General features: G+C 63.3%; 20 protein-coding genes. 15 read left to right on the top strand and 5 right to left on the bottom strand.

Annotation, left to right across the window (positions count from 1 at the left end; all coding sequences use genetic code 11):
* The first annotated feature begins 15 nt into the window (after nucleotides 1–15).
* Nucleotides 16–852 (top strand): hydroxymethylpyrimidine/phosphomethylpyrimidine kinase, encoded by an 837-nt coding sequence (locus tag LRQ04_RS09805; RefSeq protein ID WP_235519895.1) that lies wholly within the window; start codon nucleotides 16–18, stop codon nucleotides 850–852.
* 62 nt (nucleotides 853–914) lie between these two features.
* On the opposite strand, the gene LRQ04_RS09800 is transcribed toward LRQ04_RS09805, so the two are convergent.
* Nucleotides 915–1844: a cytochrome b/b6 domain-containing protein gene (locus LRQ04_RS09800; protein WP_235519894.1), complete on the bottom strand. Its 930-nt coding sequence runs from the start codon at nucleotides 1842–1844 to the stop codon at nucleotides 915–917.
* A 300-nt stretch (nucleotides 1845–2144) separates the two neighbouring features.
* Between LRQ04_RS09800 and LRQ04_RS09795 the strand changes: the two genes are divergently transcribed.
* The 3 genes from LRQ04_RS09795 to LRQ04_RS09785 all read left to right on the top strand — a co-directional run bounded on the left by LRQ04_RS09795 (nucleotide 2145) and on the right by LRQ04_RS09785 (nucleotide 4164).
* Nucleotides 2145–2759, top strand: coding sequence for a TetR/AcrR family transcriptional regulator (locus tag LRQ04_RS09795; RefSeq protein ID WP_235519892.1), 615 nt, complete (start codon nucleotides 2145–2147; stop codon nucleotides 2757–2759).
* A gap of 117 nt (nucleotides 2760–2876) precedes the next feature.
* The gene (locus LRQ04_RS09790; protein ID WP_235519890.1) at nucleotides 2877–3641 is read left to right on the top strand and encodes an amidohydrolase family protein; all 765 of its coding nucleotides are present in this window, start codon (nucleotides 2877–2879) and stop codon (nucleotides 3639–3641) included.
* Entirely contained in the window at nucleotides 3592–4164 is a 573-nt protein-coding gene (locus tag LRQ04_RS09785; RefSeq protein WP_235519889.1) for an amidohydrolase family protein, read from the top strand. Before LRQ04_RS09790 ends, LRQ04_RS09785 begins: the two co-directional genes overlap by 50 nt.
* A 40-nt stretch (nucleotides 4165–4204) precedes the next feature.
* Here LRQ04_RS09785 and LRQ04_RS09780 read toward each other — a convergent pair whose 3' ends face one another.
* Nucleotides 4205–5035 (bottom strand): SAM-dependent methyltransferase, encoded by an 831-nt coding sequence (locus LRQ04_RS09780; protein WP_235519887.1) that lies wholly within the window; start codon nucleotides 5033–5035, stop codon nucleotides 4205–4207.
* A 124-nt stretch (nucleotides 5036–5159) separates the two neighbouring features.
* On the opposite strand from LRQ04_RS09780, the gene LRQ04_RS09775 reads away from it, so the two are divergent.
* Nucleotides 5160–5648, top strand: a complete 489-nt coding sequence (locus tag LRQ04_RS09775) for a MepB family protein (RefSeq protein WP_235519886.1) — start codon at nucleotides 5160–5162, stop codon at nucleotides 5646–5648.
* 118 nt (nucleotides 5649–5766) lie between these two features.
* Here the strand turns inward: LRQ04_RS09775 and LRQ04_RS09770 are convergent, their stop codons facing one another.
* Entirely contained in the window at nucleotides 5767–7281 is a 1515-nt protein-coding gene (locus tag LRQ04_RS09770; protein ID WP_235519883.1) for an XRE family transcriptional regulator, read from the bottom strand.
* Nucleotides 7282–7426: 145 nt separating this feature from the next.
* Here LRQ04_RS09770 and aceA point away from each other — a divergent pair, with 145 nt between their 5' ends.
* Together aceA and aceB are read left to right on the top strand one after the other, a co-directional pair.
* The gene (gene aceA / locus LRQ04_RS09765; RefSeq protein ID WP_235519882.1) at nucleotides 7427–8743 is read left to right on the top strand and encodes an isocitrate lyase; all 1317 of its coding nucleotides are present in this window, start codon (nucleotides 7427–7429) and stop codon (nucleotides 8741–8743) included.
* Between the two features lie 208 nt (nucleotides 8744–8951).
* Entirely contained in the window at nucleotides 8952–10604 is a 1653-nt protein-coding gene (aceB, locus tag LRQ04_RS09760; protein ID WP_235519881.1) for a malate synthase A, read from the top strand.
* Nucleotides 10605–10821: 217 nt separating this feature from the next.
* On the opposite strand, the gene LRQ04_RS09755 is transcribed toward aceB, so the two are convergent.
* Both LRQ04_RS09755 and LRQ04_RS09750 read right to left on the bottom strand, forming a co-directional pair.
* Complete coding sequence (locus LRQ04_RS09755; RefSeq protein ID WP_235519879.1) at nucleotides 10822–12015, bottom strand: CynX/NimT family MFS transporter; 1194 nt, start codon at nucleotides 12013–12015, stop codon at nucleotides 10822–10824.
* A gap of 82 nt (nucleotides 12016–12097) precedes the next feature.
* Nucleotides 12098–13315: an ROK family transcriptional regulator gene (locus tag LRQ04_RS09750; RefSeq protein ID WP_235519878.1), complete on the bottom strand. Its 1218-nt coding sequence runs from the start codon at nucleotides 13313–13315 to the stop codon at nucleotides 12098–12100.
* A gap of 189 nt (nucleotides 13316–13504) precedes the next feature.
* Between LRQ04_RS09750 and LRQ04_RS09745 the strand changes: the two genes are divergently transcribed.
* From LRQ04_RS09745 to LRQ04_RS09710, 8 genes are all read left to right on the top strand, one after another.
* Nucleotides 13505–14584 carry a Gfo/Idh/MocA family protein gene (locus LRQ04_RS09745; RefSeq protein WP_235519877.1) on the top strand — a complete coding sequence of 360 codons (1080 nt, stop codon included), beginning with the start codon at nucleotides 13505–13507 and terminating at the stop codon, nucleotides 14582–14584.
* Entirely contained in the window at nucleotides 14581–15378 is a 798-nt protein-coding gene (locus LRQ04_RS09740; RefSeq protein WP_235519876.1) for a hypothetical protein, read from the top strand. Before LRQ04_RS09745 ends, LRQ04_RS09740 begins: the two co-directional genes overlap by 4 nt.
* 115 nt (nucleotides 15379–15493) lie before the next feature.
* Nucleotides 15494–16825 (top strand): ABC transporter substrate-binding protein, encoded by a 1332-nt coding sequence (locus LRQ04_RS09735; protein WP_235519874.1) that lies wholly within the window; start codon nucleotides 15494–15496, stop codon nucleotides 16823–16825.
* Nucleotides 16826–16838: 13 nt separating this feature from the next.
* Entirely contained in the window at nucleotides 16839–17801 is a 963-nt protein-coding gene (locus LRQ04_RS09730) for a carbohydrate ABC transporter permease (RefSeq protein WP_211713774.1), read from the top strand.
* The gene (locus tag LRQ04_RS09725; protein WP_235519869.1) at nucleotides 17801–18694 is read left to right on the top strand and encodes a carbohydrate ABC transporter permease; all 894 of its coding nucleotides are present in this window, start codon (nucleotides 17801–17803) and stop codon (nucleotides 18692–18694) included. Before LRQ04_RS09730 ends, LRQ04_RS09725 begins: the two co-directional genes overlap by 1 nt.
* Before the next feature lie 57 nt (nucleotides 18695–18751).
* Nucleotides 18752–19498 carry a sugar phosphate isomerase/epimerase gene (locus tag LRQ04_RS09720; protein WP_235519868.1) on the top strand — a complete coding sequence of 249 codons (747 nt, stop codon included), beginning with the start codon at nucleotides 18752–18754 and terminating at the stop codon, nucleotides 19496–19498.
* Nucleotides 19495–20616, top strand: a complete 1122-nt coding sequence (locus LRQ04_RS09715; protein WP_235519867.1) for a Gfo/Idh/MocA family protein — start codon at nucleotides 19495–19497, stop codon at nucleotides 20614–20616. Before LRQ04_RS09720 ends, LRQ04_RS09715 begins: the two co-directional genes overlap by 4 nt.
* Nucleotides 20617–20658: 42 nt before the next feature.
* Entirely contained in the window at nucleotides 20659–21840 is a 1182-nt protein-coding gene (locus LRQ04_RS09710; RefSeq protein ID WP_235519865.1) for a Gfo/Idh/MocA family protein, read from the top strand.

The following is a 21840-nucleotide window of genomic DNA, read 5'->3' as shown; positions in this document are numbered from 1 at the left end:
TGCCAAAATGGACACATGACATCTGCCGCTGCTCCCGCTATTGCACTGACCATCGCCGGTTCCGAAGCGACCGGTGGCGCCGGCGCCCAAGCGGACCTCAAGACCTTCCAGGAGCTCGGAGTGTTCGGGATCGCGAACCTCACGTGCATCGTTTCCTTCAACCCGCAGGACAACTGGAACCACCGCTTTGTGCCGGTGGACCAGCAGGTCATCGCGGACCAACTTGAAGCCACGACGGCGGCCTATGGTGCCGCTTCCGGCGCGCCTTCCGTTTTGGACACCGTGAAGATCGGCATGCTCGGCAGCCCGGCGACCATCAGCACGGTGGAAAAGGCGTTGACGGACGGCGCTTTCGCGAATGTGGTTTTGGATCCTGTTTTGATCTGCAAAGGCCAGGAGCCGGGCCACGCCCTGGACACCGACCAGGCGCTGAAGGCCCAGATCCTGCCGCTGGCTACTTTCGTCACGCCGAACCACTTCGAAGCCGAGTCCTTGTCCGGGCTCACGATTACCGACGAAGAATCCCTTAAGGCTGCTGCCATCCGCATTCACAAGATCAGCGGCGCGGCAGTCCTCGCCAAGGGCGGGGTGCGGCTGGAAGGCCCGGACGCCGTCGACGTCTATTACGACGGCGAGACGCTGGAAGTCCTGCGCGCTCCGAAGGTGGGCGATGTTGCTGTCTCAGGTGCGGGCTGCTCGCTGGCCGCGGCCGTAACCGCAGAGCTGGCGAAGGGTGCCACACCGCTGGAAGCCGCACGCACTGCCAAGGCCTTCGTCACCGAAGGTATCAAGAATCGAGTAACCTCGGGCGCTCCTTTTGACGCTCTGTGGCAGGGTGGGGCGCTGTCCTAACACCTATACGAAAGCAGCCGCCTCGGAGTGTTCCGAGGCGGCTGCTGCTTTTTGCGTGAGCTTTAGCGTGAGACCTTGCCCATGAGTGAGGCGATGGGACGCAGGAACAGTGGGTGAGCCAGGAACCAGGCCGCCGCCGTAAAGACGATAGAAGCCGCGAAGATCCCGAAGCCCCACCAGCTGTAATCGTTGTTGGACGCGTACATGTGGTTCAGGTTGTTCAGCGCGCCAGTGGCCAGAACCAGGGTTACGTGGACGATCACGAAGGCAACGAAGTAGATCATCACCGGGAAGTGGATCTTGCGGGCCAGCTCGATCGGGTAGAACTTGTTGATAGCAGCCTTCTTGGGCCATGCGCCGGACATCCGGATGCCGGTGATGATGGCGAGCGGGGCCGCAATGAACACCGTGACGAAGTAGGTCAGGAGCTGGAGGCTGTTGTAGTTGTTCCAGCCGTTTTCAACGGGCCAGTTCAGCGAGGCGTACTGCAGGCCGGCGGAGACGGCGTTGGGGAAGACGTCCCAACTGGTGGGGACGATCCTCAACCACTGGCCGGTGGCGAAGAGCAGCACGATGAAGATGATGCCGTTCAAGACCCACAGCGCGTCCAGCGTGAGGTGGAACCAGAGGTCCAGGCTGATTTTTGTCGGCGGGTTCTTGGTTTTGATGAAGCCCTTGTTGTTCCTGGTCCAGTAGCCCGCGGGCCGCGTGGTGGTGCGAACCTGCCAGCCCGACCGGATGATCAGGACGAGGAAGAACATGTTGAGGAAGTGCGTCCAGTTAAGCCAGGCAGGGAATCCGGTAGGAGTACCTTCAGGGATCGCTGAATGCCCGGGGTAGTCCGTAAGGAATTGCTGGACCGGCTGAAGGGTCCGGAGCCACTGTGCTACCAGGACCAGGATCAGTGCCACCACCAAAGCTCCTGCGGTGACGGCGACGGGTTTGAACCACCTGTTCGACGTGATCCCGGACGACTTGCTTGAAACGGACATCAGGCCGCGTTCCTCTCTGGCTTGTTTGGCTGCGACCAGTTGGCGCTATATAGCGATTCAACCAGTTGCAGCCCGACGGTGAAAACGGCACCCGGGTTTCGGGACGTCCGACGTCAAAAATCGCAGCATTCGGATACATGCCGCAATGTGCATTTCTAGAACAGACTTCCAGAATTATTTCCCGCGTTTTAGTGGCCAGTCAAGGCTGGCTGCTGGCTATGTGGATTCTTTCGGCGATAGGATTCCAAAAAATAGCTGCTCGACACTCCGGTGTCCGTCCTGCCCGGGAAGGAGCCCTGCATGGTTCGCAAGACGTCCGACGTTGCCAGTAACGCGGGCTCGTGGCAATGGACCCGCACGGCGGCCACCCAGCGAAACTTGTTGGATGCGGCGGCCGGGGTCTTCATCGAACACGGCTTCACTGATGCTGGCATCACGGACATCGTGGCCCGGGCCGGATCAAGTGTGGGCAGCCTTTACCACCACTTCGGCGGAAAGACCGAGCTCTTCCTCGCCCTCTGGAACGACTACCAGAACGAACACGAAAGACTCGTCGCAGCCGCCGTAGCGAAAGCAAGGAAGGCCGGCGAGGACGATCCCCTGACACTGTTCAACGTGGGCAGCCGCAGCTACTTCGACTACACGTGGAAGCACCGGGAACTGGAACGTGTGTTCATCGAGGGCGACACTCCCCCGGGCTTCGAAGTGCTCCGGCGGGAACGTGGACGGGAATGGGTCCGGCAGAACTCGGTGCTCCTCGGCACCAGCGATGACACGCTCGGCAGGCTGACCGTTGCGGTGATCACGGACATAATCACGGTGTCCGGACAGGAAGTTGCCCTGAGCGCCACCAAGCGTGAGGCCGACGCCGTGGTTGAAGCTGCGGCGGTGCTGGTGCAGCGACTGGTCGGCTAGCTCGCTCCAGCCGTTGATCTTCGTCGGTTTCTGTCGCCTGGATGACTAAACTGAGCCGAACTCCAGTGAGGGAGTGGTCGTTCCGAACTACGGGCGGCAAGTAGGCGGGAGGATGCCGTGTCCAGGGGTACTGCAATCGTCAACGCCAAGGTGTTCGACGGAACGACGCTTCGGGAATGGACGTCTATCCGGTTTGTTGATGGCCTGATCACTGAATGCTCGGCAGCGCCTGCGATCCGAGAGGGCGACGACGTGATCGACGCAGCAGGCGGAACTGTGCTGCCTGGACTGATTGACTCTCACGTTCACATCGCTCCCGGGGCATTGGCTCAATCATTGACTTTCGGCGTCACCACCGTTCTGGACATGTTCAGCAAACCCGAGCTGATAGCAGCATCCAAGCATGAGGCCGGTTCACGGCCAAACGTTGCCGATCTGCGTTCCTCGGGAATCGGCGCCACGGCACCAGGCGGACACCCCTCGCTGATGTACGCTCCCTTCCCAACGCTTAGTTCCGCTGATGAGGCAGAAAGTTTCGTTGCGGAACGTATGGCTGAGGGCGCGGACTACCTGAAGATATTTTCGGGGATCGGGGGCCTGTGGCCGTCGTTGAATGCGCAAACCATCACGGCATTGGTTGCTGCGGCGCGCAGCCGGGAACTGCTCGTCGTCGCTCATGCGAACTCGCTTGCCGGTGTTGAGGAGGTCGTCTCGGCTGGCATCGACGTGCTGGCACACGTTCCCGTCGACGGCGACCTGGACGGTGCGCTCATCGAACGAATAGCCAGGCGGAATCGCTGTCACTCCGACGCTGGCCACCATCGAGAACACCTTGGGCGAACCTGGGGGTCTGGCTGTAGCCGGAGATCCACGCCTGGCTGATGCGCTCGGTGATGAATGGCTGCGTCGGCTCAAAGCCGGACACGAGGTCACCACCGGCCGAATATTGCCGCCGTATTCGCGTGCCGTGGGGAACGTGAGGCGTCTCGCCGAGGCAGGAGTGGTTTTGCTGGCAGGAACGGACGCTCCGAATCCGGGCACCGTCTTCGGCGCAAGCCTGCATCGGGAGTTGGAACTGCTGGTTCAGTGCGGCCTGAGCCCCGCGCAAGCTCTGACTGCGGCGACCGCTGAACCGGCGCGCGTGTTCGGCCTTGGCGATCGGGGGCGGGTCGACGTCGGGCTGCGCGCGGACTTGATCCTCGTCTCCGACAACCCGCTGGCAGACATCACCGCAACCCGTTCCATTGAGCGAATCTGGCGCGGTGGAACACCCTGCGAGCGCAGAGCGTTCACCGCCAGTACTGTCGAAAGGGAACAACTCGCAGCCTTCGATGCCCAAGTCGCCAAGGCTGTTGCCGCAGTACGCGATAAAAGAACCCCGTACGCGGCGAAGCCGCGAACCTGAACTCAGGTTTGCTGCACATTCATGGCTATCCGGGCAGGACTCACAGGGCCGCGGTCACCAAATACGTGCGGAGATTGTTCGGCTGTCCGTCAGCACCCACGGCACCTGGCTTCGCGCTGAGGAGTCCGAAGTTTGCTTGTGGCTCACCCGGTTGAACCACAGAGGTGTTCTTCCAACCTCCACCTGAAAACAGCGTTTCCGGGGTATCTGTGCAGAAAGGCAGCGGCCGGCCAACGTTCTTGCGATGGGCTACGAGCGGCGCCATGCTTTCCGAGTCCAGCAGGCCGGTTCCAAAGGTATCCGCCACAAAGGTGGACCCCTGACAGGACAAGGCCGCGGTGTCTCGGACCAGAGACTCAACGTCCGGAAGAGTCAGATAAAAGAAGAGACCTTCGGCAACCCAGATCGTAGGGATGGACTGCTCGAAGCCCGCGTCCAATAAGGCCTGGATCCAAGGTCCGGAAAAGTCCGCGAAGACGCAACGTCGAGCACATCCGGGCGACACGGACTGTAGGACACTTTCCTTCTCCGCGAAAGCCTCGGCAAAGTCGACCTCAAACACGAAGCAGGAAGCAGGGAGGGGAAGACGGAAAGCCCTGGTGTCCAAGCCCGCGCCCAACAGGACAATTTGGGTTTCCTCCCTCACTGCGCCCAGAATGCGGTCGTCAAAATACCTTGTCCGGACTGGCAGGAACGGGTTGTAGGGTGAGGCGTTCAAAGCCGCTTTGCCGCTTTCGCCCGCCAGAAGCCCGGCCCAGGGGTCGTTGAAAAGCCGGTCCGGGCGGGCAGTTTCCAGCGCCCTCGCCGCTGCAATCCACGCCCCGGTTCTTACAGTGGACGCCCGCACCTGCGGGTCATGGGATGAGGCCATCCATCCACCCTACTGAAACTCCATTAACGGGCGGCGGCTTGGTCTTGAACCTCAGGATCATCAGATGAAGGAGCCGCCGTTTCAAGGCGGAGAGGTCCTCTTCTGGAGCGAGTAGGATTCGGGAGTGAGTTTCCAGGCACTCAAACACTTCACCGCATGCTCGTTGGCTTCGGATGATCCGCAGCCCATCATCCAGGCAGAAGAGCAGAACAGCGACTATGAATCTGGAGTCGTACTGTTTGGGAAGGAGTGGTGGCGGATCCGCACGGCTCGGATCACGCCGACGAAGCAGGGCGCCTTTGTCGCGGTCTGGAAGCGCGACGGAGGCGGATCGACCAGGCCATTTACAGCTGGCGAGTCATTGTCGGGACTGATGGTCTTCGTAGAAGAGCGGGACCGGTTCGGGGTCTTCCGATTCTCACCCTCGTACCTGATCTCGCTTGGATACGTCACTTCCGAATTCCATCCAGGCAAGCGCGGCTTCCGCGTCTATCCCGCATGGTGCTCCGACCTGAATCCTCAAGCGTCCCGAACCCAGCGCGCGCAAGCCTCCGCGTTCGTAGAGCTTCCTCCACGCAGCGTGCCGTGGACCGAAACCGGGCGCACAGACTAGCTGGTCCCCGCCCCTCGAATCAAACGTGTGCGTAAGACCCCGCCGTTCCGTGGATCGCCAGCCGGGACGTGAGAGAGCGTCCACCCCAAGCGGGCGGAACGTGAGAGAGCGTTGGGGGTTAGCGTTCGGAGTGCGCCGCCAGGAAGGAGTAGACCTCGGTTTCGTCAACGCCGGGGAACGCGCCGGGAGGCATGGCGGCCAACAGGTGGGAGTGTGCCCGGGCGGAAGGCCAGGCGTTTCCGGCCCACTCGTTCGCCAGTGACTCCGGGGGTCGTTTACAGCAATTCGGGTCCGGGCAATTGGAGGTTGCCCGTGCGGTGGTCTCCCGCCCACGGAACCACTTCACGTGCTGGTACGGGACGCCGATACTCAGCGAAAACTCGCCGGTCGCGGACCGTTCAGTGCGTGCAGTGCACCAGTAGGTGCCCGATGGCGTGTCCGTGTACTGGCTGTAGGCGCTGAACTTGTCGGGCACATCGAACACTGCCCGGGAGGTCCACGCCTTGCACGACGGCTGCCCTTCGATGGCCCCCGTGTGGTCCTGTGGAAAGTTCACGCCGTCGTTTTCGTAGGCCTTGTAGATGATGCCGGACTGGTGGGTCTTCTGGAAATGCGTGGTGAGGCCCAGGTGCTGGGTAGCCAAATTAGTGAAGCGGTGGGCGGCCGTCTCATACGACACCGCAAACGCGTCGCGAATGTCCTCCACAGCGATTTCCTTTGCGGCTTTGGCTTTTTGCAGGAACTCCACGGTGGCATGCTCCGGCAGCAGGAGCGCAGCGGCGAAATAGTTGGTAGCCACCCGCTGAGCCAGGAAATCGCCGTAGTTCCGCGGAGTCTCGTGCCCCAAAACGTAATGCCCCAGGGCCTGCAGCAAAACAGACCTGGGATCGTGGTCCTGCCGCTGGTTCTGCGTGAGATAAATTCTGTGGTTCTTCAAATCCGTCACGGAGCGCGTGGAATGGGGCAAATCGCCCACGTGGTGGAGGGTGAAACCGAGATTCTCGGCGATGTCGGCAATGACGTGCTGGCTCAGCGGACCGGTGGTGTAGCCGACCCCTTTGAGGACCTTCTGCGCTTCGGCCTCATACTCGGGGAAATAGTTGCCGCGCTCGCGCATCATGGCACGCAACTCGCCGTTCGCGCGGCGGGCTTCCTCCGGCGTCGCGGCTTGCTCGTTAAGCTTGCGTTCGAGCTCCTGAAGCAGCCCCACCTGCGCCTCGAGAACTTCCAGCGGAAGCCGCGAACTGATGCGGATTTTCGGGAGATTCAGGGACTCGTACAGGGGTCCGCGCTGGTACCGTTCCAACTCGATTTCCAGCGCCGCGCGGCGGCTGGGCGGCTCGGCCCCGAGCAGCTGGTCGATGCTTACGTTGAGTGCGACGGCCAGCTGCTGCAGCAGCCCCAGTTTGGGCTCGCGCTTGCCGTTTTCGATCAGGCTCAGCTGGCTTGGAGCAGTCCCGACGGCGGCACTCAAGTCGTCCAGCGTCAGCCCGGCCTGCTTGCGCAGGTGCCGCACGCGGCGGCCAAGGCTGATGACGTCCAGTTCCGGGGACGCAGGGGACGACGACGGCGACACTACTTCGCGATTCCAGCTCACAGGCGACATTTCTTGAGAATACGCGAAGAAGTGCATTTCTTTCCATAGTTTTCCTCTAGAAAGCCTCTTGAAAGTGCAGAAAAGTAGGTCCTACGAAAAAGAAATACAGACCCCGGGCTACCCGGCCGATGCCGCAACGAAGCAGCAGAGGCCGGGCCGGGCACCACCTAGGAGACAGATAATGACCGCTTCATTTGAACCAGCAGAGCAGAGTGCAGAGCAGCAGGCCGCAGCGCTGGAACTTGAATGGTCCGCCAACCCGCGTTGGGAATGCGTCACCCGTGATTACTCGGCATCAGACGTCGTCCGCCTCCGCGGCCGCGTCTCCGAAGAGCACACCCTGGCCCGCCGCGGTTCGGAGAAGCTCTGGAAGCAGCTCACCGAGGAAGCTCCCACCGGCGGTTACACCAACGCTTTGGGTGCACTGACCGGCAACCAGGCTGTCCAGCAGGTCAAGGCCGGTCTCCGGGCCATCTACCTCTCCGGTTGGCAGGTGGCAGCGGATGCCAACCTCTCCGGCCAGACCTACCCGGACCAGTCGCTCTACCCGGCAAACTCGGTCCCGCAGGTTGTCCGCCGCATCAACAATGCCCTGCTGCGCGCCGACCAGATCGAATACTCTGAAGGCGTCCAGACCGTCGAGGACTGGCTGGTCCCGATTGTCGCCGACGCCGAAGCCGGCTTTGGGGGCCCGCTCAACGCCTACGAACTCATGAAATCCATGATCACCGCAGGTGCCTCGGGCGTTCACTGGGAAGACCAGCTGGCATCGGAGAAGAAGTGTGGCCACCTCGGCGGCAAGGTCCTGATCCCCACCCAGCAGCACATCCGGACACTGAACGCAGCCCGCCTGGCAGCCGACGTCGCCGGTACGCCGACGGTGGTCATCGCCCGCACCGACGCCGAGGCAGCGACCCTGATTACCTCCGACGTTGATGAGCGCGACCAGGAATTCATCACCGGCGAACGCACTGCCGAGGGCTTCTACAAGGTCCGCAACGGCATCGAACCCTGCATCGCCCGTGCCAAGGTCTACGCCCCGTACTCCGACCTCATCTGGATGGAGACGGGCACCCCGGACCTGGAACTGGCCCGCAAGTTCGCCGAATCGGTCAAGGCCGAGTTCCCGGACCAGATGCTCTCTTACAACTGCTCCCCGTCCTTTAACTGGCGCAAGCACCTGGACGACACCACCATCGCCAAGTTCCAGCGCGAACTCGGTGCCATGGGCTTCACGTTCCAGTTCATCACCCTGGCCGGCTTCCACGCCCTGAACTACTCGATGTTCGACCTCGCCCACGGCTACGCCCGTGAAGGCATGAGCGCCTACGTCGAGCTCCAGGAAAAGGAATTTGCCTCCGAGTCCCGCGGCTACACCGCCACCAAGCACCAGCGCGAAGTCGGCACCGGCTACTTCGACGACATCGCCACAGCGCTCAACCCGAACGCATCCACTTTGGCCTTGGTGGGATCCACCGAAGAGGGCCAGTTCCACTAACCACACCCCCGACGGCGGTTGTCACCTCCGGCCTCCGCTGCGGTAATGCTCGGCCTGCTATTCCCCACGTCCCGGTTTCGACCTCGCTGAGCGAGGACGGACCGGGACGCAGGGCCCCTTTTACGCAGGCTGCCGCATCACCGCACCTCCGGCCTCGTGCGCACCTCACGGAAGCGCCGCCGTCGAACATTTTCTTAGGAGTCTTGAAATGAACAGCTTCACCGACAACTTCACTATTAATGGCATTACGTTGACCGCGCAGCCCATTTCGCGGCAGAACGAGGTTTTGACGCCGGATGCGCTTGAGTTCGTCGGCAAGCTGCACCGGGCCACGGCTGATCGTCGCCAGGAGCTGATGCAGGCTCGGCACGCACGTCGTAACCAGATCTCGAGTGGCCAGGATCCGCGTTTCCTGCCGGAGACCGAGGGCATCCGCAATGACCCGTCGTGGCGGGTAGCTCCCCCGGCTCCGGGTCTGGAGGATCGCCGCGTGGAGATTACCGGTCCGGTGGACAAGAAGATGACCATCAATGCCCTGAACTCGGGGGCAAAGGTGTGGCTGGCGGACATGGAAGACTCGTCGACGCCGACGTGGCGCAACGTCATCCAGGGCCAGCTGAACCTGACCGACGCGCTGGAGCGCCGGATCGATTTCACGTCCCCCGAGGGCAAGGAATACAAGCTCAAGTCTGCCGAGGACCTGCCCACCATTGTTGTCCGTCCCCGCGGCTGGCACCTGCCGGAGAAGCACATGCTGATCGATGGCAAGCCGATCGCCGGCGGGATCGTTGACTTCGGCCTGTACTTCTTCCACAACGCCCGGCGCCTCCTGGCCCAGGGCAAGGGACCGTACTTCTACCTGCCGAAGATCGAGAACCACCTGGAAGCCCGACTCTGGAACGACATCTTTGTGTTGGCACAGGACCTGCTCGGCATCCCGCAGGGCACCATCCGCGCCACTGTGCTGATCGAGACCATCACGGCCGCGTTCGAGATGGAGGAGATCCTTTACGAACTGCGCGACCACGCGAGCGGTTTGAACGCCGGCCGGTGGGACTACATTTTCTCGCTGATCAAGAATTTCCGTACCCGCGGGCCGCGCTTCGTGCTCCCGGACCGCGGCCAGGTCACCATGACCCAGCCGTTCATGCGGGCCTACACCGAGCAACTGGTCCGCGCTTGCCACCGGCGAGGTGCCATGGCAATTGGGGGCATGGCAGCCGCTGTCCCTAACCGCAAGGACGAGGCAGCCAACCAGGCATCGTTTGAAAAGGTTCGTGCCGACAAGACCCGCGAAGCCAACGACGGCTTTGACGGATCCTGGGTGGCCCACCCGGACCTGGTTCCGGTCTGCCGTGAAGTCTTCGACGAGGTGCTCGGGGACAAGCCAAACCAGCTGGGCAAGTCCCGCGAGGACGTCACCCCCGATGACCGTGCACTGATCGACATTGCCAGCACGGAAGGCACCATCACCGAGGGCGGCGTGCGCCTGAACATCGAGGTAGGTATCCGCTACATCGAGTCCTGGCTGCGCGGTAACGGGGCCGTGGCTATCCACAACCTCATGGAGGACGCCGCCACCGCGGAGATCTCGCGATCCCAGCTGTGGCAGTGGATCCACTCCCACGCGATCACCGACCACGGCGACATCATCACCCGCGAATGGGTGGAGGACATGCTGGACGAGGAATTCGCCCGGCTGGAACGCTTCGACGGTGACCGCTTCGCTGATGCCCGCGCCATCTTCGAGGAAGTAACCCTGGCAGAGGAGTTCCCCACCTTTCTGACCATCCCGGCGTACGCCCGTTTCCTCACCGAGGCCCGTGAAGAGGCCACGGCAGAGGAACTCGTCGCCGCCTAGGGAGGCACCACAAGCCCCGCGACACACGCCGCGGACACCACGCCCCGACGCTGGGCTGCCTGCACTCTTCGCAACAAGTGACCCCGATGGTCGGGGAGGCAGCCCAGCAACGGGGCTTCCCCATGTCCGAAACGCACCCCACTTCGACGACTCGCTGCACGCAAGACGCTTCCTACCGTCTAATCCGCAGCAACCCATCGAAACGGGCACGCCAGAGCTAGCGTTGCCGGGCCACCCAGCGCACGGACAAGGTGGTGCATATGCAGAACGCGAGCACGGAGCCGAGGATCACGAAAAGCGGGACGGTCCAGCCGCCGGAAACACTGTGCACGAAACCAACGATGGTGGGCGCCAGCGCCGCGAAGCAGTAGCCAACGCCCTGCACGACGGCGGACATCTTCCCGGCCGCTGCCTGGGAGTGTGCGAACTTGATGATGGCAATGAAGATCACCGTGATGCCACCGCCTTGCGCAATGCCTCCCATGGAGGACCACAGCCACCAGAACCCGGGAGCCAGCAACAGGCCCACGGGAACGGCCAGCCACAACCCACTCAAGGTGACCGCCACCGTCGTCGTACTGGCCAAGCGGGCCAGGAGCGGTACGCCCAGGCCGCCAACAATCGCGAAGATCTGGAAGAGCGAGGAACCGGCACCGGCTTCTGCGGCGCCCATGGCGAGCTCATCCGCGAGGAAGCTGGGCAGCCAGGCAGTGACGCCGTAGTAGGAGAAGGCCTGGCCTGCGAACCCGAGCGTCAGCCCAGCTGTCAGCCAGCCGACACCGGATACCTGGCCAGCCCTGGTTGCAGCAGGGACGGGAACAGCGGCAGGAACCAAAGCCCGCCGTGCACCAACTGTCGGCACCCAGAACACAATCGCGGCCAACGCCAGCAGTGCGCTGGCGGCAAGGGCCAGCCGCCAACCCACCAACTCCGCCAGAGGTGCTGTGGCTACGGATGTCAGGAACGAGCCGATGTTGAGCGCAGCCGTGTAGACCCCCATGGCGGTGTCCTGGCGGCGCGGTGCGAAGTCGCGCCTGATGATGAGCGGCACCGCGATATTGCCGATGGTGATGGCCAAACCAATGATGACCGTTCCGGCCATGACCAGGGCACCGCCGCCGCTGGAGCGGATTACCACACCGGCCAACACCCCAACCAGGGTGAGCATCACGGCGAATTCAGCTCCGAGGCGGCGTCCGGCCAACGAGGCCAAAGGGGACGCCAGGGAGAAGCAGAGCACGGGAATTCCGGTCAGCAGCCCGAGTTCCACCGGCGAGAATCCGAGGTCCCGCCGCAGGGAATCCACCACTGGCGCCACGGCACCGAAAGGCCCGCGCATGTTCAGGGCAATGAGCCCAATGCACGCAAGGATCAGCCAGCCACGTGGGACTTTGGCGAGGAACTGACTCATTGGACGGACCGGGAGGGGGAGAAAATAGGCATCACTTTCATTGCTATCACGCCGCCGCAGGGCAGCCGGTCACAAACAAGACTTAGCCGGCAGCTTGCAGCGTGGCTTCGATCACGGCCGGCGAAAGAACATGTTGCGTGACCATTTGGCTCGCGCCCAGGATGGCCGCACGGTCCCCGGCCATGGTGATACCGATGCGCAGGTGGGTGGTGGCCAGTGGCAGGGAACGCCTGTAGACCACTTCGCGGATTCCGGCTACGAGGTGTTCGCCGGCTTCCCCCACGCTGCCGCCAATGATGATCATGGACGGATTGAGCAGGTTGACCACCGTGGCCAGTACATCGCCGACGTCGCGGCCGGCCTGCCGCAGTGCCTGGATAGCTTGCAGGTTTCCCTCGCCCACCAGGCGCAGCACGTCCGCGCCGGTGGCAGCTTCGAGCCCTTGGGCCTTGAGTTGGCGGGCGACGGCGGGACCTGAGGCCATCGCTTCAAGGCAGCCGTGGTTGCCGCACCGGCAGAGGACGTCATCGCCTCGGGGAACGCGGACGTGGCCGAGGTCGCCGGCAGTGCCGTTGGCGCCGCGTTGCAGTTCACCGCTGCTGATGATCCCGGCGCCGATGCCGGTGGCAACCTTGATGAACAGGAAGTTGTCGTGGTCGGGCCAGAATGCGGTCCGTTCACCGAGGGCCATGATGTTGACGTCGTTGTCCACCAGAACCGGAACGGGCAGCAATCGCTGAACGTAAGTGACGACGTCGAATCCGTCCCAGCCGGGCATGATGGGCGGCTTAACGGGCCGCCCGGTGGCGTGCTCGACCGGTCCTGGCAACCCGATGCCAATCCCGGCGAGGTCCCCGGGCTCCCGCCCCGCCTCGGCGAGGAGCTCACGTCCCGCGGCAACCAAGCGGCCCAACACCACTTCGGGGCCGTCGGCGACTTCCTGGACGAGCCGGCGCTCAGCCAGGATGCTGCCGCTGAGGTCGGTGACGGCAACGATCACGTGGGTGGCTCCGACGTCGACCGCCAGGACCACGCGGGCAGCGGGGTTGAAAGCGAAGCGCGACGGCGGCCTGCCGCCGCTGGAGCTGGCTTCCCCTGCCGGACCGACCAGACCCGAACTAATCAGGGCATCGATGCGGGAAGCGACCGTTGAACGGGCGAGCCCAGTGGTGACGGCAAGTTCGGCACGGGTGCGGGCCTGGCCGTCGCGGAGAAGCTGGAAAAGATCGCCAGCGCGAGAAAGATTGCCGGCCTCAACTGCGGAGGCATTTCCGGCATCGTGTGCGCTGACTGAAGGCATGCCTTTAGTGAAGCACGATTGCTTATGCGTGTCATGCATCAGAAGTATGTCGGCCTTATTTCAACTTTTGCTTGACGCTCGACAAAAGTCCCCTTAGGTTGTGATGAGCAGCACATCAAGGCGATCGATATGCACCATCTCCCCCGTCGATTCACCTCAAGAAGTCCGCTTACGAAGAGGTAACTGAACTTGTCCAGCCACACAGACGCCACACGCCCCTTGGGCGTTGGCATCCTCGGCGCCGGCCCGGTCACCCAGGCCATCCACTTGCCGTCCCTCGCCCGGCTCGGCGATCTCCTCACCGTCCGCCACATCATGGACGTCGACCCCTCGGTCGCCGGGTCAGTCGCCGCCCGCGTCGGCGCCACGCACAGCACCAGCGTCGAAGCCCTCCTCAGCGATCCCGCCGTTGAGATTGTCGCGATCTGCAGCCCCCACCAGTTCCACGCCGAACAAGTCATCGCCGCCTGCCGTGCCGGCAAGAAGGCGGTCCTCTGCGAGAAGCCTTTTGCCATGAACGCCGGAGAAGCCGCACGAATCTCGGCAGTCAGTGCCGAGACGGGCGTGCCGATCATCGTCGGTGCCATGCACACGTTCGATCCGGGCTGGCTCGCCGCCCAGGACAACTGGGGCGACCTCCCGGAGACCACGCACACCATCCGCTCCTCGATCGTCCTCCCACCCAACGCCCGGTTCGAGGACTTCGCGACCGAGATCATCACACGCCCCGCTGGCGGCACTCCTGATTACTCCGACCCTGAGGTCATCAAGGGCGCACTCCGGGGCGGCATCATGGGCCTGGCCATCCACGACCTCCCCCTGATCCGCCGGTTCACCCCGGATTTCAAGGACATCGAGGTGCTCGAGGCACGCCACGTCCGCCCCTTCGGTTACGTCATCTCACTGCGCACTCCCACCCGGGCCATCGAACTCCGCGCGGCAATGAACAACACGTGGAAGCCGGAATGGAGCTTCGAAGCCGTCTCCGATGCCGCTGCCCTGCGCATCGACTTCACACCGTCATACGTGCAGGCCGGTTCAGCCACCGCCACCCTGACGGAGGGCACCAAGACCACGGTGCTCGGTCCCTTCGACCATAACGGTTACGAAGGTGAGTGGCGCGAACTCGCGGCCCTGGCCACGGGAGCGAAGCAGCCGCCCACCGCGCAAACCCTCATTGACGACCTGACCTTCGCGTTGGACATCGCCGACGCCACGGTAGCCAGCCTCGAGACGCAGCACGCCGTTGCCGAAGGAATCCGCGCATGAGCCACACGTACACAGTCAAGGCTGCGCCTGAGGCGCAGGCGGCCGGTGCCGTGGCCTTGGTGGTCGCATCCCTTCCCGAATCGTTCGGTCCGGCCGCCGAAGCAAAAGCCGACGTAGTTGTCGTTTCCGGCCAGCCCGGATGGACCATCGAGGCAGCCACCGCCATTGACGAAGGGGCTCGCGGCATTGTGGTGGTCAACCCCGCACCGGAAAACACCGACTCCCTCGCGGCAGTCGCCGAACGCAGCAACACCGCAGTGGTCCTCGACCAGCGCTGGGCATCCAACCCAGCAATGCCGGCAGCCGAGGACGCAGTCCGCACCCTCGCCGGACGTGCCGCGATGCTCGACTCCGTCGCAACCGCTCCGGCCGGCACCAGCGCCGGTGAGGTACTAGCGGACCATCTTGCCGCCGTCGTACGCGTCACCGGTCCGCTGGACCGCCTCCGCGTCCTCCACCGCGGACCGCAGGGCTACACGGCGACGGCGGTACTCGCCAACGGCGCGCCGGTGGCACTGCAAGGCATCCTGTCTGACGCCCGGCCCGCGGCCCTGCAGCTCAGCATGCTGGTTGACGACGGCGGCGTCAGCCTCACACTGCCCGAACCGTCTGCAGCGTGGCCGGCCAGGGTCAAGGTCACCGGTCCGCACGGCGAACTGCTTCTGCCCACCCTGTACGAGTCCGCCCACCGCGCCACGTGGCGCCGGCTGAAGGAACACCTCGACGCAGGCACTGTCCCCTCAGATCTGCGTCGGTTCGCGGAACTGACCGAATCCGTTTCCACCCTCACCTGAATCACCGCACCACAAAGCAGTACCAGCCATTCAGTATCCGTTTGCCCTACTCAAAGTTGAGCTGGACCGGCGTACCGACGCGGACTCCGCGTTGCCGGTCCCGAAAGGAATCACTATGAATGTTCAGTCCACAGCCAACAAAGCATTCTCCCGCCGCGGCTTCCTCGGCCTCACCGCCGCAGCGGCCTCAGTGCCGCTGCTCGCCGCCTGCGGAGGCGGCTCAGCCAGCCAGGGCGGCGGTGGCGGCGGCGCCGGTGGCACCATCAAGTTCTGGGATATGCCGTGGGCAACCCCGGCCTACAACGATTCCGCCAAGAAGATCGCTGAAGGCTTCTCCGGCGCCAACAGCGCCAAGGCCAACTACCAGATCATCCAGTGGAACAACTTCTACCAGACGTTCTCCTCGGCGATCGCTTCCAAGACCGGTCCGGCTGTTTCCACCGGTGGTGGCTTCCAGGCGTTCCAGTTTGATCAGCAGGGCCAGATCGCCTACGCAGACAAAGTCATCGAGAAGATGAAGGCCAACGGCCAGTTCGACGACTTCCTGCCGGGAGTGCTGGATCCGTTCAAGTCGGACAAGGGCTATGTCGCAGTTCCGTGGCAGCTGGACATGCGCGTGTTCTGGTACCGCAAGTCGCTGTTCGAGAAGGCCGGCGTGTCACTGCCCACCGACTGGCCTTCACTGCTCGAAGCCGGCAAGGCACTGAAGAAGGTTGGCGCGTTCGGTTTCGCCACCGGCGCTGGATCAGGCAACAACTACGGCAACCACTCCATGATCATGATGATGGTCAACAACGGCGGCGGCGTCTGGAACAAGAACGGCGAACTGGACCTCCTCAACGACCGCAACGTCGAAGCCATGGAATTCGTCCTGGAACTCGTCTCCAACGGCATAATCGATCCTGCCGCGGTCAGCTACACCACGGACAACATGTCGGCACAGTGGAAGGACGGCAAGGCAGGATTCGGCCTCTTCCAGGTCAACGTTCCCCAGCGCGTGGGCGACACCTCCGGCGACCTGCTGGTGGCCGATCCCATCACCGGCCCGCACGGCGACAAAGCCACCATCGTGTTCCCGAACAACATCATGATGTACAAGAACACCCCCTCCCAGGAGGCCTCCGAAGAGTTCCTTGTCTACTACATGGGCCAGCTCAAGGAACTGTGGAAGCAGAAGCTCATGTCCGCGCTTCCGGTCTTCAAATCGATCACCGAAACGCCCGAGTTCGCCAATGACCCCAACAACGTCAAGATCGTCAAGGACTGGCAGCCCATCGCCAAGACGTTCGCTTCCCAGGGCAGCACCCTCAACGCCAACCTCGCAGCCCTCGACGGCGGCCAGGCCCTCAACCAGTTCAGCCAGTCCATCCTGACTGGCCAGGCAAAGGACGCCAAGAGCGCCCTGCAGACCTTCCAGTCCGGCCTTGAATCCGTCCTGAAGAAGTAGGACGGATCCAACCATGACATCCACCACCGCACCTTCGGGCTTGTCCCGGGCCCGCCGGGGGCTCGCCCCCGGCGGGCCGGGGGCCTCCCCTGGTAAACGCAAGAGCAAACTGAGCGCGCAAACCACCAAGACCTTCTTCTGGCTCCTGTTGCCGTCCGTGGTCCTGCTGGTCCTGATCCACGGTTATCCGCTGATCCACGCCGCGGTGCAGGCCACCCACGACGGCGACCTGCTCCAGACGGGGAACTTCGTTGGTGGGGAAAACTTCGCCAACGTCCTGTCCTCACCGGCGTTCTGGAAGGCTGCACAGTTCACCCTGTGGTTCACGATTGTGGGCGTGTTCGGCTCCTGGCTTGTTGGCCTGGGACTGGCCCTGCTGCTGCGGACCAAAATCCCCGCAGGCAATACCTTCAAGGTCCTGTTGCTCCTGCCGTGGGTGGTGCCGATCGTTGTCTCCTCCACCGCGTGGAACTGGCTGGTTGCCACACCTGACAGCCTGATCCCCTCGATCTTCCGGGGCCTCGGCCTGGGAACCCCACTGTTCCTGGCCGACCCGACCCTCGCGTCCATCACTGTCATGGTGTTCAAGGTCTGGGTTTCCTTCCCCTTCATGATGATGATGATCTCCGCGGCCCTGGCCTCGGTGGACACCACCGTCTACGAAGCCGCGAGCATGGATGGTGCCAGCCGTTGGCAGCAGTTCACCCAGATCACCCTGCCGCTGATCGCCCGCTCCACGTACATCTCGTGGATCCTCATGACGATCTTCTGCGTCAACGACTTCCCCACCATCTACCTCCTCACCGGCGGCGGCCCGGTCAGTGCCACCACGTCGCTGGTGGTCCTGGCTTACCGGACGGTTTTCCAGGACTTCGCTACCGGCCCCGGCGTTGCCATCGCCTTCCTCATGACCATGACCCTGGTTGTCATCTCCGTCATCCTGTACCGCCAGATCCGAAAGTCGAGCGTCGAATAATGAGCGCTGTACTCCACGCCCACCCCGAATCCGGCCCGGCCCTCGGCATCAGCGAATCAGGCAAAACACGCCGGGTCCTTTCCGAAGCCGGCATGCGCGGACGCTGGTGGCGGTTTGTCCTGATCCTGGCCATCACGGTGATCGTCCTGGTTCCGATCATGGTCACCGTGGTCCTCGCCTTCACGCCAGGGCCCAACAGCACCGCTACCGGCTTCACCTTCGAAAACCTTGCCAACGTCTTCAACGGAACGTTGGCCGCGACATGGCTGCAGAACAGCCTGGTCACCACGCTCTCCACCGTTGTGGTCTCCGTTGCCGTGGCAGCACCGGCGGGCTACGTCCTGTCCCGCGGCCGGTCCAAGGCAGTCTCCGGTTACTCCCTGCTCCTGTTCGTGATGCAGTCCCTGCCGATCATCACCTCGGTGGTTCCGCTGTTCATCCTCTTCGCAGGGATGGGACTGGTGGACAACCTGCTGGGCATCACCATCATCTACGTCGGTTCCACCATGACCGTCGCCACCTGGATGATGGCCGCCTACTTCGATTCGATTCCCATCAGCCTCGAAGAAGCATCCTGGATCGATGGCTGCTCGGTGTTTGGTTCCTTCACCAAGGTGGTGCTGCGCAACTCCTTGCCGGGCATCCTTTCCACGGCGATCTTCGCTTTCCTGCTCGCTTGGAACGACTACCTCGTGGCCATCGTCTTCCTCCGCTCCAATGAGATCTTCACCCTCCCCATGGGTGTCCAATCCTTCTTCCAACAGAACGCCACCGACTGGACCTCCGTGATGGCGCTGGCCGTCGTCATGATGCTTCCCCCGATCATCGTTTTCGCCACGTTGAACAAGTACTTCAGCGTTGGCGGAATCGGTGGCTCCCTCGCCGGGCGCTAACTAGACTGGCGCCAACGCCTGAATTCCCTGCATAACCCACTCCCGCAAAGGAAAACAATGTCGTACTCACTCCAGCTGTATACCCTCCGCAATGCCATCCAGGAGGACCTGCCTGGAACCATCAAGAAGGTCGCAGAGATCGGTTTCACGCAGGTTGAACCGTACAACTTCGTGGCCACCGCAGCCGAGCTCGGGGCTGCGCTGAAGGAAAACGGCCTGACCGCTCCTTCGGGACACGCACCGCTTCTGTCGGCCGACCAGGACGAAATCTTTGCCGCCGCCAAGGAACTGGGCATCACTACCGTGATCGACCCGTTCCTCCCGGCTGAACACTGGCAGGACGCGGAAACCATCCAGGGTACGGCGGCCAAGCTCAACGCCGCGGCCAAGAAGGGTGCGGAGTACGGCATCCGCGTGGGCTACCACAACCACGCATGGGAACTGGAGTCCACCATCGAGGGCAAGACCGCGTTGGAGTACTTCGAGGGCCTGTTGGATCCGGAACTCGTCCTCGAGGTAGACACCTACTGGGTTGCTGTGGGCGGCCAGGACCCCGTGGAACTCCTGGCCCGGCTCGGTGACCGCGTGAAGCTGATCCACATCAAGGACGGCCCGGGCAACACTGACACCAAGGCCCAACAGCCCGCAGGCCAGGGCACCATCCCCGTCCTGGACGTCATCGCCGCAGCGAAGTCCCTGGAGGTTGGCGTCGTTGAATTTGACGACTACTCAGGCGACATCTTCGAAGGGATCACGGAAAGCCTCGCATTCCTCAATGCAGAATCGGCAGGTGCCAAGGCATGAGCTTTACACCTTCCACCCGTAAGGGCACTGTAGGCGTAGCCGTCATTGGTGCGGGCAACATCAGCAAGCAGTACCTGGACAACCTCACCACCTTCCCGGACGTCAAGGTCCTGGTCATCGCCGACCTCTTCGAAGAGGCAGCGAAGGCACGCGCCGAGGAATACGGGATCCCCGAGTGGGGTGCCCCGGAGCTGGCACTGAACCATCCCGACGTCGAAATCATCGTGAACCTGACCATCCCGGCAGCGCACGTGGAGGTAGCGACAGCTGCGGTCAACGCCGGCAAGCATGTCTGGACCGAAAAGCCCTTCTCCCTGGACCGCGAATCCGGGCTGGGCCTGCTCAAGGCCGCCGACGCCGCGGGCATCCGCCTTGGCACCGCACCGGACACATTCCTGGGCGCCGGCCTGCAGACCGCACGACGGATCATCGAGCGCGGCGACATCGGTACCCCGTTGACCGGCATGACCACGTTCCAGACTCCCGGACCGGAATCCTGGCACCCGAACCCTGCGTTCCTGTTCCAGCACGGCGCCGGACCCCTGTTCGACATGGGTCCGTACTACCTGACGGCACTGATCCAGACCTTCGGATCGATCCGCAAGGTGGCCGCCGTCGGATCCTCCGCGAAGGCGACCCGCGTGATCGGTTCCGGTCCCAAGGCCGGCGAGGAGTTCGCCGTCGAGGTCCCCACGCATGTTTCGGCCATGGCGCAGTTCGAAGGCGGCCAGTCCTCGCACAGCGTTTTCTCGTTCGAGTCGCCGCGCCAACGCATGGGCTTCGTGGAAATCACCGGCTCGGAGGCGACGCTCTCGCTGCCGGACCCGAACTATTTCGACGGCGACCTGAAGCTGTGGCGTCCGGGCGCGGAAGAACCCGAGATCAACGCCGCGACAGGTCCCGCCAACGGCCGTGGGCTGGGCGTGCTGGACATGGCCCGGGCCCTGCGTGCCGGCACCCCGCACCGCGCCACCGGCGACCTCGCGTACCACGTGCTGGACAGCATGGTATCCATCGCGGAGTCCGTGGAATCCGGCACGTTTGTGGACGTCACCAGCAACGCCCCCACCTCGGCCGCCCTCCCGGAGGACTGGGCACCGGAAACCGCGACACTCTAGAAAACCCCAGCGAAACCAGCGAACCCAGCGAGGAAACGAACCATGAGCACGCCCACACACTCGTCCCTGCCTTCCGACCGCCCACTGGGCGTGGCCGCCATCGGCTACGCCTTTATGGGGAAGGCCCACTCGAATGCGTGGCGGAACGTGGCTAGTTTCTTCGACGTCCCGGCCTTCGAGCAGAAGGTCCTCGTGGGCCGGGACGCCGCCCAGGTGGCCGAAGCCGCCGCCAAGTATGGTTGGGCGGAATCCGCCACTGATTGGCGCTCAGTCATTGACCGGGACGACATCGACATCATCGATATCTGCGCACCGGGCTGGATGCACGCCGAGATCGCCATCGCAGCCCTCGAAGCCGGCAAGCATGTCCTCGTGGAAAAGCCGCTCGCCAACACCCTGGGCGAGGCTGAACTCATGACCGCCGCCGCTGAGAAGGCCCGCAAACGCGGCGTCCAGTCCATGATCGGCTTCAACTACCGCCGCGTCCCCGCCCTTGCCTTGGCCCGCGAACTCATCGCCGAAGGCCGCCTCGGCACCGTCCGCCACATCCGCGCAGCATACCTCCAGGACTGGCTCTCCGATTCTGAGTCGCCCATGACCTGGCGGCTCCGCAAGGAAACCGCCGGATCCGGCGCCCTGGGCGACATCGCCTCCCACGCCATCGACCAGGTCCTCTACCTCCTGGGCGACGCCGTCACCGAAGTCTCTGGCCGCCTGCACACTTTTGTCGACCAGCGTCCCGGCCCCAACGGCCCGGAACAAGTAACGGTCGACGACGCCGCCTGGGCAACCTTGGGCCTCGCCTCCGGAGCAATCGCCTCGGTGGAAGTCAGCCGGGTGGCTACGGGCAGGAAGAACTCCCTCACACTCGAAATCTACGGCGACAAGGGCACTCTCCTGTTCGATCTGGAAGCCCTCAATGAACTGGGTTTCCTGGATGCCACCCTGCCTGTCCGGGAGCAGGGATTCCGCCGGATCCTGGTCAACGAACCCGAACACCCCTACCTTGAAGCCTGGTGGCCGCAGGGACACATCATCGGCTGGGAACACACGTTCACGCACCAAATCCGGGACTTCCTTCTCGCCATTCGCGACGGAAGCCAGCCGTCGCCGTCGTTCGAAGAAGGACTCAACGTCCAACACATTCTGGCCGCGATCGAAGAGTCAGCGGCCGCCAAAAGTTCACTGATCCAGCTCAACGCAACCCCTATTGAAGGAGCCTGA

The organism is Paenarthrobacter sp. AR 02 (assembly GCF_021538675.1).
Classification (GTDB): domain Bacteria; phylum Actinomycetota; class Actinomycetes; order Actinomycetales; family Micrococcaceae; genus Arthrobacter.
The sequence above is the reverse complement of the archived record's forward strand: the minus strand, read 5'-3'. Positions and strand labels throughout refer to the sequence as shown.